Origin of the sequence: Photobacterium chitinilyticum (genome assembly GCF_004104355.1) — a bacterium.
GTDB classification, from domain to species: Bacteria; Pseudomonadota; Gammaproteobacteria; order Enterobacterales; family Vibrionaceae; genus Photobacterium; species Photobacterium chitinilyticum.
In genome coordinates, this window is the sequence record NZ_RJLM01000019.1 from 45,511 (window position 1) to 56,785 (window position 11,275).

10 protein-coding genes and 1 tRNA gene are annotated in these 11,275 nt (G+C 50.6%); 2 read left to right on the forward strand and 9 right to left on the reverse strand.

The genetic code is table 11. The features are described 5' to 3' along the window. Positions 1-10 precede the first annotated feature (10 nt). Positions 11-493, forward strand: coding sequence for a zinc ribbon-containing protein (locus EDI28_RS23775; RefSeq protein WP_128786370.1), 483 nt, complete (start codon positions 11-13; stop codon positions 491-493). A gap of 60 nt (positions 494-553) precedes the next feature. On the opposite strand, the gene EDI28_RS23780 is transcribed toward EDI28_RS23775, so the two are convergent. From EDI28_RS23780 to mtgA, 8 genes are all read right to left on the reverse strand, one after another. Further along, positions 554-2,116, reverse strand: a complete 1,563-nt coding sequence (locus EDI28_RS23780) for a S8 family serine peptidase (protein ID WP_128786371.1) — start codon at positions 2,114-2,116, stop codon at positions 554-556. 243 nt (positions 2,117-2,359) lie between these two features. Continuing rightward, positions 2,360-2,941, reverse strand: coding sequence for a lipid-binding SYLF domain-containing protein (locus EDI28_RS23785; protein ID WP_128786372.1), 582 nt, complete (start codon positions 2,939-2,941; stop codon positions 2,360-2,362). A 131-nt stretch (positions 2,942-3,072) separates the two neighbouring features. Then, complete coding sequence (gene lnt, locus EDI28_RS23790; RefSeq protein ID WP_128786373.1) at positions 3,073-4,626, reverse strand: apolipoprotein N-acyltransferase; 1,554 nt, start codon at positions 4,624-4,626, stop codon at positions 3,073-3,075. 3 nt (positions 4,627-4,629) lie between these two features. Beyond that, positions 4,630-5,502 (reverse strand): CNNM family magnesium/cobalt transport protein CorC, encoded by an 873-nt coding sequence (corC, locus tag EDI28_RS23795; RefSeq protein ID WP_128786374.1) that lies wholly within the window; start codon positions 5,500-5,502, stop codon positions 4,630-4,632. A 112-nt stretch (positions 5,503-5,614) separates the two neighbouring features. Then, positions 5,615-6,079, reverse strand: a complete 465-nt coding sequence (gene ybeY / locus EDI28_RS23800) for an rRNA maturation RNase YbeY (RefSeq protein WP_128786375.1) — start codon at positions 6,077-6,079, stop codon at positions 5,615-5,617. Then, on the reverse strand, positions 6,079-7,164 hold the full coding sequence (locus EDI28_RS23805; protein ID WP_128786376.1) for a PhoH family protein: 1,086 nt from the start codon (positions 7,162-7,164) through the stop codon (positions 6,079-6,081). The genes ybeY and EDI28_RS23805 overlap by 1 nt, the downstream gene beginning before the upstream one ends. Before the next feature lie 82 nt (positions 7,165-7,246). Beyond that, positions 7,247-8,671: a tRNA (N6-isopentenyl adenosine(37)-C2)-methylthiotransferase MiaB gene (gene miaB / locus EDI28_RS23810; RefSeq protein WP_128786377.1), complete on the reverse strand. Its 1,425-nt coding sequence runs from the start codon at positions 8,669-8,671 to the stop codon at positions 7,247-7,249. Between the two features lie 233 nt (positions 8,672-8,904). Beyond that, on the reverse strand, positions 8,905-9,600 hold the full coding sequence (mtgA, locus tag EDI28_RS23815) for a monofunctional biosynthetic peptidoglycan transglycosylase (protein WP_128786378.1): 696 nt from the start codon (positions 9,598-9,600) through the stop codon (positions 8,905-8,907). A gap of 193 nt (positions 9,601-9,793) precedes the next feature. On the opposite strand from mtgA, the gene EDI28_RS23820 reads away from it, so the two are divergent. Continuing rightward, complete coding sequence (locus tag EDI28_RS23820) at positions 9,794-10,954, forward strand: 2-octaprenyl-3-methyl-6-methoxy-1,4-benzoquinol hydroxylase (protein WP_128786379.1); 1,161 nt, start codon at positions 9,794-9,796, stop codon at positions 10,952-10,954. Positions 10,955-11,129: 175 nt separating this feature from the next. Here EDI28_RS23820 and EDI28_RS23825 read toward each other — a convergent pair. Beyond that, a tRNA-Leu gene (locus tag EDI28_RS23825) sits at positions 11,130-11,214 on the reverse strand. Positions 11,215-11,275 lie beyond the last annotated feature (61 nt).

The window sequence follows — 11,275 nt, forward strand, 5'->3', positions numbered from 1 at the left end:
GAGGTGACCTATGGCTAAGCAAAAAAAGGAATACGAGGCGCTACTTGAGCAGGTAACTGAAACCCTTAAGCATAGTCCTGATGAGCTTAAGCAATGGGCAGAAACGACAGCTAAATACCGTCAGGCTGCCAGCGATATGACCAAGGACGAATGGGCACTAATTTCAGCCTACTTGAAACGAGATTTGAAAGAGTTCGGCAAAAATGTCGAGGAGAGCCCCGAACCGTTTTCGGAAAGCCCGTTTTACCGCGTGGTGTCAGAAACAATTTGGGAAGGATTGGCCGAAATTACCGATAAGACCCAAATTGAATGGCACGAGGTGATGGATGATCTACAGCATCAGGGCGTTTACCAAGCTGGGGAGATCATAGGCCTTGGTAACCTAGTCTGTGAGAAATGCGGGCACCACGAATTGATCACCCACGTGAAAAAGATTGAGCCCTGCCTTAAATGCGGCCATACCCAGTTTACCCGCCGACCGCTGTCCCCTTAATCATTGCAGGCAATGAAAACGCGGGCTTTTCAGCCCGCGGAGAGTCTATCTAGAGTGGATTTACTTGCATTGGCCTAGCTTGCTCCATACTGCCCAGTTTGTGCTGTTCTCAGCCGGTGATTGACTTTGGGTCCACCAGTTCGCTTGGTAGGCAATACCGTTTTGCTGGGCTTGTTCACCGGCTTGATACACAGAGCTTGCAGCCCATTGCGGGATGTTGCTGCAATCGAGGGTACCCGGCTGAGGATTCGGTTTTGGCGTCGGTATGATTCCCTTCACCCGCTGCAAGGCCGCAAAGGTGTCGGCAATGCCAGTACCGCAGTTGGAAGTGTTACAGCTGCTGCCTGCCGGGAATTCACGTGATGTTTCGGTAATGTACTGTTCGACTTGGTCCGGTGTCAGGCTGGTATCCAGTGAATACATCAGAGCGGCGATACCGGCAATGTGCGGCGCAGCCATACTCGTGCCCATCGAATAGTCGTAGGTATGGTGCTCGGCCTGTCGGAGGCCGGAGTTGTAGCTTGACAGAATACCGCCGGATCGGCCGCCGCCCGGAGCCGTGACGTCAACCTTTGCACCATAGTTGGAATAGAAGGCGCGGTTGCCCTCTTTGTTGTTGGAAGCAACTGATATGACACCCTGGCAGCTGCCTGGTGTGAACCCGCTGACATCCTGATTGCTGTTTCCGGCGGCCACAATCACAGCAGCCCCTTTGGCTCTCACATCATTAATCGCCTGCTGGTAAGTGTATCCGCACGCTCCTTTGCCTCCAAGGCTGAGGTTTAGGACTTTGGCCGGGTAGGGGTTGGCAGGAACGCCGGCGACCTGTAAACCTGCCGCCCAACGCATGCCGTCGGTAATATCAGACGTGTAACCACCGCAGGCACCGAGTACCCGTACAGGCAAGATGCTGGCTGACCAGGCAACCCCCGTTCCCCCTTGACCGTTATTGCCTTCGGCAGCGATGGTGCCGGCAACGTGGGTACCATGCCAGGAAGAGTTTCTGTCGCGCGGTGGGTAATTTTGCCCGCATTGACCAGCGATGAGCCAGTCCCCCTCATCCGTCGCGTCACTGTCTCGGGCATTGCCGTCACGTGCCGCTTCTGCATTTTTTATGAAGTCATAACCGGGCAGAAGATTGTTCATCAAGTCCGGGTGATCGGGCAGTATTCCGGTATCGATGACGGCGACAACAACATCGGCCCCGCCAGTAGTGACATCCCAGGCTTTAGGTAGGTTGATCCCGCTGACCGAAGAAGAGTAATGCCATTGTTTGCTGAACTCGGGGTCATTAGGTGTTGCAGTTGGCCACATGATCCGGTCAGGTTCGGCATATTCAATGGCGGGATTTTGATTCAGCTGTTCAATAACTGTTTGGAGTTTATCCTGATCGGCAACTTTCAGTATGTGGGTATTGTTGGCACTAGTACGGATATAGGTTATATCGGCATCGGTTACTTGCTGTAACTGCGCGATGCCATTACTCGGTGAGGAGTCAGTCAGCATCATTGGATTGTTGGCGCGGTATTTGACGATGACCTGATCGGTAATAGGTTCGTTGTTTTGCGCGAACGCCGGGCAGCTTGCAATAAGCATAGCCAGGGTTGTAGGTAATATTCTCATCTTTCTTCCTTGGTAAGTTATTATTATGAGGACGATTATTCCTCAATCCCAGTGTTCATATTTTGGGGAGGTTTTCAGAAGAAAGATGAAGAGTATGGAAGCACAACTAAAAAAGAAGTATCTGTTTCAGAGGGGGCCTTTTGAGGTTGTGATATATGATCGAATTATATCTCTATAGCTACTAATTTTGCTGGTGAATAAGTTTGGTTTTATATGCGCTTTTACTGATTTTATATTGCCGAGTTACTTATTTTGACTCAAAGGCTCGAAGCTAAATGTCTGTCCGGCCAGCGAGGCCTCGATCATCATTCCGCCCTTGGCATAGGTGAATATAGCCATACCGTTGGTGTAGTTGGCATCGATAAACTGTTGCCCTGAGCTTGCGCTGAGACCGGCAGTTCCTGCTTTTGCCTGGGCCCCCTCCGTCAGGGCAACCGCAGAGGCTTGTGCATCAAGTTCAAAGCTACCACTGGTAAAGCGCTCGTAGGCTCGCTTGTCCTGGAAAAATATAATCTCGCTGTATGACTGGCCGCCAAACTGCAGGCCAAAGGAAACCAGGTAGAGCTTGGTCGTGCCAGTTATTGCTCCGTTTTTATAGACGGTACCGCTGCCATAAGCCCCGCCGACCCAGAAGCCGCCCTTGCCTACAGTGGGAAATACCGCGTAACCGTAGGCTGAATCAAAAAAGGGCTGAGTTTGCCTAGCTTCTTGAAAGTGGCTTAGGGTTGCTTGGGTATCAATATCTTCCTTGGCGACAGAGCCGGAGGCGATACATAGTAGGGCAAGTGAGCCTAACATGGCGAACACTCGGTTGACGGTTTTCATAGGTGCTTCCTTGTTGGTACCGGACGATATTCATAACAACTTTTATAGTAGCAATATCAATAAAAAGGCGAAGAGTTAATCTTCGCCTTTTCAGTTCCTATTAAGCTTTTTGGAGCTTATCCTCATTGGGATTACTCAATTTCCTGTGGCCGATGATCGCGAAAGTGTCCCGCACGGCGTTTTATCAGAATCATTGAGAGAGTGAGCGACCACAAGATATAGAGATACAGTGGCCAGCTTCCCAAGGTGGTAAAAGGCGTTAGTCCTTCGGTTGGAACCACTGTTGCTCTTAGCACTGCTTTTTCAAACTGCGGGATTTGCTTGACGATCTGGCCGTGATGATCAACCACGCCTGTTACACCATTATTGGTTGCCCGCAGTAGAGGCTTGCCCAGTTCAAGCGATCGCATCTGGGCTATTTCCATATGCTGGAACGGACCGATAGAAGTGCCGAACCAAGCATCGTTCGAGAGAGTTAGCAGTAGTTCGGTATCGATGCTGACATTTTGGCGAACCTGCTCGCTAAATGCAATTTCATAGCATAGGGCCGGTGCAAGTGAATAGCCATTGGCCTCAAGGTTGGGCTGGATAAAGCCGCCGCGACTGAATGAAGACATCGGCAGATTGAACAGCGGGGCGATTGGGCGCAGCAATTCGCCAAACGGTACGAACTCACCAAATGGAAGCAGGTGGTGCTTGCTGTAACGGGTGGCGCTTTCATATTGGTATGGGCCGTCAGTGTTCATTCCCAGTGTCAGGATATTGTTGAAATACTCGCCATTCTCTTTTTGATCCAATACTCCGGTGATAACGGTACTGCCGTTGTTGCGGGCGGCACTGTCAAGGTTCTGGAGGAAGGTTGGCACCTGTGTTTCCAGAGCGGGAATTGCCGCTTCGGGCCAGATGATCAGATCGGCATCCCAGTTCTCCCGGGTAAGGTCGGTGTACTTCATCAGGGTCGGCCATCGCTGGCTCGGCAGCCATTTTAGTTCCTGGGGTACATTGCCCTGGATCAGGGCGACTTCGACACTTTTCTCCGGTGCCGGCGTGACCCATTGAATACTGTTGGCTAAGCCACTGAAGCCGAGGATCAGAAGTGGGATCAGCAAGGGTTTCCAGTTACGATCACACCAGGCCGCTACCAAGGAGCCGCTGACCAGAACCAGTGCGAGGGTGATCCCTTCGACCCCAAGGATAGGAGCGATGCCCGCCAGTGGACTGTTGATCTGGCTATAGCCCATCCACAACCAAGGGAATCCGGTCAGGAACCAGCCACGGAACCAGTCTAGCAACAACCAGATCACCGGACCGCTCAGCAGCAGCTGGTGGAACGGTCGGCCTTGGTTAAAGCGGTTGAACAGGGCTCCAAATACCGCCGGGAAGAGTGCCAGGTAGCCGATTAGCATGCTCATTAGGAACACGCTGGCAATTTTAGGCATACCGCCGAAGGTATCGATGCTGACATGTACCCAGCTTATGCCGGTACCAAACAGGCCAAGTCCCCACAGGAAGCCGATCAGTGCCGAGCGCTTGATGCTTTGCTGTTGAAGTAGGTAGAAAAAGAAGAAAAGAGAAACTGGTGCGAGGTACCAGTAGTTATAAGGCGCAAACGAAAGAGTGGCGAGTGCACCCGCCGGGACAGCAATTGCTAGCTGTCCCCACGTAATTAATGAGCTTTTTTTCATTATCTATGATGTAGTTGTCGGTTGGTGTGCTTCGTGAGGCACGGTCACTTGCAACTGAATAACCCGTCGGCTGTCGGCAGATGTTACTTTGAATGAGTAACCATCGAGTTCAACGATTTCACCGCGATTGGGCAGATGTCCGAAACTGGTCATCACCAGGCCCCCGACGGTGTCGACTTCTTCATCACTGAAGTGGGTCTGGAACATATCATTAAAGTCTTCGATGGTCGTCAGTGCCTTGACCGCGAAAGTATGCTTACTTAACTGACGGATATCCTCTTCTTCCTCATCGTCGAATTCGTCTTCGATTTCGCCGACAATCTGTTCAAGGATGTCCTCAATAGTGATAACGCCTGATACCCCGCCAAACTCATCAACGACGATCGCCATATGGTAGCGTTCCTCGCGGAACTCTTTCAGCAGACGGTCTACGCGCTTGCTTTCCGGTACGACAACAGCCGGGCGAAGCACCTTGTCCATATCGAATGGCTCGCTGTTCGGGAGCAGGTAACGCAACAGATCTTTTGCCAGCAGTATGCCTTCGACATGATCTTTGTCATCACTGATCACCGGGTAGCGGGAGTGTTGGGTATCTACAATTAAATCAATCAGGTCCTCTAGCTTCTGAGAACGTTCGATAGTGACCATCTGCGAACGCGGGATCATGATGTCACGAACACGCATTTCAGAAATTTCCATCACACCTTCGAGCATGTCGCGGGTGTCGTGGTCGATCAAATCGTTAACTTCCGAATCACGGAAGACCTCGACCAGTTCCTCTCGGTTTTGAGGTTCACCTTGGAACAGTTGGCCGATACGTTCAAAGAAGGACTTTCTACTCGGACCTTCAGAGCTTTGTGAGTTATCTTCGTTCATTGCTTTAAGAAAAAATTCTCTCAGTTAAGTGGCTGTGCCACGGGGTGTCATTTGATACCTCATCAGCCGTATTGGGATGAGGTATCTATACGACAACGGTTTTCCGATAATGTTACCGCTTTTCTTCAGCGTACGGATCGATAAAGCCCATGTTTTCCATGATCTCCGTTTCCAAAGATTCCATTTCTTCGGCTTCATCATCGTCGATATGATCATAACCTAGCAGATGGAGACTGCCGTGTACAACCATATGTGCCCAGTGGGCATTTAGCGGTTTATTCTGCTCTTTTGCTTCTTCTTCGACGACTTGACGACAAATTATTAAGTCACCCAGTAGATCTAACTCTACACCTGGCGGGGCTTCAAATGGGAATGACAATACGTTGGTCGGCTTGTCCTTACCACGGTAATCGTGGTTAAGGGTATGACTTTCAGAACTGTCGACAAGACGAATCGTGACTTCGGCGTCAGCCTGAAAAGGAGTGACGGCCGCGTTCAGCCATTGTTGAAAGTCAGCTTCACTAGGCATGCCTTCCTGACTTTCGGTGGCATATTGTAGATCGAGGTAAATCGCCATTAGTTACTTTTTTCCGGTTCGGCAAGGGGAGTCGTTATTTGTTGTCGAGCCTGCTGTTCTTCACGGCGGCGCTGCTCGGCCAGCTTGCGTTGCTTCTGATCTTCGGTTTCCCATACTTCATAGGCCTGTACAATACGCGCTACAACCGGGTGGCGAACGACGTCATCGGCCTGGAAGAAGTTAAAACTGATCTCGTCGACATCCGACAGGACTTCGATGGCATGACGCAGGCCGGAGCGGGCACCGCGAGGCAAGTCGATTTGGGTGACATCACCGGTGATTACTGCCCGAGAGTTGAAACCAATACGGGTCAGGAACATTTTCATCTGCTCGACCGTGGTGTTCTGGCTCTCGTCAAGAATGATAAAGGCATCATTCAAGGTACGGCCACGCATGTAGGCCAGCGGTGCCACTTCAATGACATTACGCTCAATCAGTTTCTCGACACGCTCAAAGCCCAACATTTCGAATAGGGCATCATAAAGCGGACGCAGATACGGATCGACTTTCTGGCTCAGATCACCCGGCAGGAAGCCGAGCTTTTCCCCTGCTTCAACAGCTGGGCGAGTCAGCAGAATACGACGAATTTCTTGGCGCTCAAGAGCATCAACAGCCGCGGCAACCGCAAGATAGGTTTTACCGGTACCTGCAGGGCCGACACCAAAGGTAATATCATGGGTGACCATGTTGGTGATGTACTGGGCCTGATTTGGCGTACGTGGTTTGATCACCCCTTTCTTGGTCTTGATCGTGACTTCTTTACCATAAGGGATAGTGCTTTCGGTGGTTTGTTCAAGTACGCCGGACTCTTTGATAGCCAGATGAATCTGCTCGGGCTCGACATCGGGAATCGTATTGCGAACCGGTGCCGTATCGACATAGAGAGTTTTGATGATGTGGGCGGTAGCTTGGGCGGTGTGAGGTTGGCCGACAACGCTAAAACTGTTGCCTCGATGGTTGATTTCTACACCCAAACGGCGTTCAAGTTGTTTGATATTATCGTCGAAAGGGCCGCAAAGGCTGGAAAGACGCGGATTATTAGCGGGTTCCAGATTGAATTCTACAGTGATAATTTTGCTCAAGATTTGCCTCTCATTGCGGTCACCCGAAATGCCGGGCGACCATTTGTTCAGGGCGCGTCCTACTGGTCTTCAGACTGGCGTCTTACTATGGAGTATATACGCCTACACCCAATTCATCTTCTTTACGTGTTTTTTCCATCACTTCAGACGGTGATATCGCAATACGAAGATCCATTTCGGCCTCGGTACGAACCAGCTCGCCACGTAGCGAGTTGGTGAATACGTCAGTGATCTTCACATCGACGAACTGGCCGATCAGCTCGGCTGAACCTTCGAAGTTGACTACGCGACTGTTTTCAGTACGGCCACGAAGTTCCATGATGTTCTTTTTCGACGGGCCTTCAACCAGAATACGCTGTTCAGTATCTAGCATCTGGCGTGAGTAACGCATTGCTTGAGTATTGATCTGTTGCTGCAGTTCATACAAGCGCTGTTTCTTCACATCTTCTGGTAGATCACACGGATAGTCTGCCGCTGGTGTTCCAGGGCGTGCCGAGAAGATAAAGCTGAAGCTCATATCGAAGTCAATTTCGCGGATCAGCTTCATAGTGTCCTGGAAGTCCTGATCGCTTTCACCCGGGAATGCCACGATGAAGTCAGAACTGATGGTGATGTCCGGACGGGCCTTACGTAGCTTACGGATTTTTGATTTGTACTCAATTGCTGTGTGCGGGCGCTTCATCATCGAAAGAATACGATCAGAACCGCTCTGTACCGGAAGGTGCAGGAAGCTAACCAGCTCAGGTGTATCCTTGTATACTTCAATGATGTCGTCAGTGAACTCGATAGGATGACTGGTGGTATAACGGATACGGTCGATTCCGTCGATAGCGGCAACCAGACGTAGTAGTTCGGCAAACGAAGCAATCTCATCGTCGTGGGTTGCACCACGGTAGGCATTTACGTTCTGGCCAAGCAGGTTGACTTCACGCACGCCTTGTTCAGCAAGCTGAGCGATCTCGAACAGAACATCATCAAGCGGACGGCTGACTTCTTCGCCACGGGTATAAGGAACAACGCAGTAAGTACAGTATTTTGAGCAACCTTCCATAATGGAGACAAAGGCAGTTGCCCCTTCGGCGCGCGGCTCTGGCAGGTTGTCGAATTTTTCAATTTCAGGGAAAGAGATGTCCATTACCGGCGCATCGTCAGACTGCGAGCGCTTAATCATCTCTGGCAGGCGGTGCAGGGTCTGCGGGCCAAAGATAACATCAACGTAAGGGGCGCGCTTGCGAATGGAGTCGCCTTCCTGGGTCGCTACACAACCGCCCACGCCAATCACCAGATCCGGCTTTTTATCTTTCAGTGTTTTCCAGCGGCCTAGCTGATGGAAAACTTTCTCTTGCGCCTTTTCACGGATTGAGCAGGTGTTCAGCAGCAAAACGTCTGCTTCTTCTGGTTCTTCCGTTAACTCGAAGCCATTGGCTGCATTAAGAAGATCGGCCATTTTTGATGAATCGTATTCGTTCATCTGACAGCCCCAGGTTTTAATAAGCAGTTTTTTAGCCATGTCTAACTCTTCACTCGTAGTGTTTATTCATTGCATTCAACATTGCTTCTTCGGCCAACAGTATGTTAAACGAGCTGTTAGCTGTAGCAAGCCGCGTATTGTACTGCTTTAAATCCTGCCTGACCAGAACATCACCACCCTGAATAAAGTATGGTTTATGGGTTTATGGCTACTTACCTGTATTTCTTTTTGTTTGGTGGTTCGGTGAATGGGTGCAAAACGGTACTTATTATCTAGAGCTGGTCAAGCGTACCCATGCCCAGCTGGCGCATCTGCCGGGCGATCCATCGGCTTCGCTTGCTGACATAAGTGCTCATCGGGCTAGCCTTGATCTTATAAGGATTAGGTAAGACAGCAGCGAGCTGAGCAGCTTGCTGGGCTGACAGCTGGCGAGAGGGGATCGCGAAATAATTCTGGCTGGCAGCCTCAATGCCATATAGCCCGGGGCCAAATTCAATGATGTTGAGATAGACTTCCAGGATACGGCTTTTATCCCATAAGAGTTCCATCAACAGGGCAAAATAAAGCTCGATACCTTTACGGATAAACGAGCGGGAAGGGAAGAGAAATAAGTTTTTGGCCGTCTGTTGGCTGATCGTGCTGCCACCGCGGCTGGGGCCGTCAGCCCCGGTTTGCTTGAGAATGCCAAGCACGGCGTTGATATCAACGCCATGGTGGCTGGTAAAACGTTGATCTTCTGAAGCAATCACGGCCAGCTGGGCGTTTGGGGAGATGTCCTGAATATCGGTCCAAAGGTGCGTCGTCTGCGCCGGGTAGCCAGCTGGCGGAAATAGGCTGCGGTGGATCTGCCAGCCCCAGACTGGAGGATCTATGTATTTCATTGCCATCACCAGCATGACAGGTAAACACAGTGTGAGCAGTACAAGCCGGATAAAACAGCGTTTGAGTCGAGCTATCACTAATGACATTACCTGCTTAAAAAGTCGTATACCCTATCATAATAAAGAAACATGCCGAGGGGCAGAGTTCAGGGGAATTATCGCTGATGGCCGGAGGGGAATCAGGTAACATGGTGTAATTGTCTGACCCCATTATGGAATGTCAGATTCAGAGAGTTAGTCTGTTTAGACCATTTGGTATAGCACTGAGATGAGACCAGATATGGAACAATATGATGTAGTGGTTGCAGGTGGCGGCATGGTCGGTGCTGCGACGGCGCTGGGTTTTGCGCAGCAAGGGCTGAACGTAGCCGTTATTGAGGGAAAGGCACCACAGCCTTTTCACCCGGAACAGCCGATGGATCTGCGGGTTTCTGCTATTTCTCCTAATTCTGTTGCCCTTCTGATGCGTTTAGGGGCTTGGGAGAGTATTTTGCAGATGCGACTCTGCCCTTTCAAACGTCTTGAAACCTGGGAGCACCCTGAATGCCGTACTCGGTTTAGCGCTGATGAAATGAACCTGGATCGCCTGGGTTACATCGTGGAAAACCGTATTATCCAGCTGAGCCTGTGGCAGCAGTTTGATGACTATCCGAACCTGTCGTTGCTTTGTCCTGCACGCATGACGAAAGCGATCCCTCTTGACGGAGGGCATCAGGTTGAACTTGATGATGGCAGCCAGTTATATGCCAAGCTGCTGGTTGGGGCGGACGGTGCTAATTCACAGGTGCGGCAGCAAGCAGGTATCGGGATCACGGCCTGGGACTATCGTCAGCACTGTATGCTGATTAATGTTGAGACGGCTTTTCCGCAGCAGGATATAACCTGGCAGATGTTTACGCCCCGCGGCCCTCGCTCATTTCTTCCTTTGCCTGGACATCAGGGCTCCTTGGTATGGTATGACAGCCCGAAACGGATCAAGCAGCTGAATACGATGAACGCTGATCAGTTACATGAGCAGATCACTACGCACTTTCCCGAAGAGCTGGGTGAATTCAAGGTGCTTAACCACGGCAGCTTCCCGCTGACCCGTCGTCATGCACAGAGTTACTATAAGCCGGGCGTGGTATTGCTTGGTGATGCGGCCCACACGATTAATCCGCTGGCTGGTCAAGGAGTTAACCTTGGTTTTAGAGATGTCGATGTATTATTGCACGAAGCCGAAAAGGCCGGAAAGGAGTGGGCTAAGCCTGCAGTGCTTAAAGCCTACGAGCGCCGACGTCGGCCGGATAATCTGCTCATGCAAAGCGGAATGGATTTTTTCTATACCGCGTTCAGTAACTCGTTGCTGCCGGTGAAACTGCTGCGTAACGCCGGCCTGAAGCTGGCCGAACATACCGGTCCGGTGAAAAAGCAGGTGCTGAAGTACGCTATGGGTATGTAGGCTGCGTTGATCGAGTATAAAGATACAGATAAAGAAAAAGCCGAATGTTATAAAAAACATTCGGCTTAACAACCAGAGAGATACGATCATTTTGTAGGTTGTAAAATCAATAGTCTCAACAGTTAATTTTACTGCAGACATAAGAAAACCCACCAAAGGGTGGGTTTCTTAATAATGGTGCGGAAGGAGAGACTTGAACTCTCACACCTTGCGGCGCCAGAACCTAAATCTGGTGCGTCTACCAATTCCGCCACTTCCGCATAACTTACCGTTTATTCGAGAGAATAGAACGTTAGGTTAAATATGGCAGGGCTACCTGGA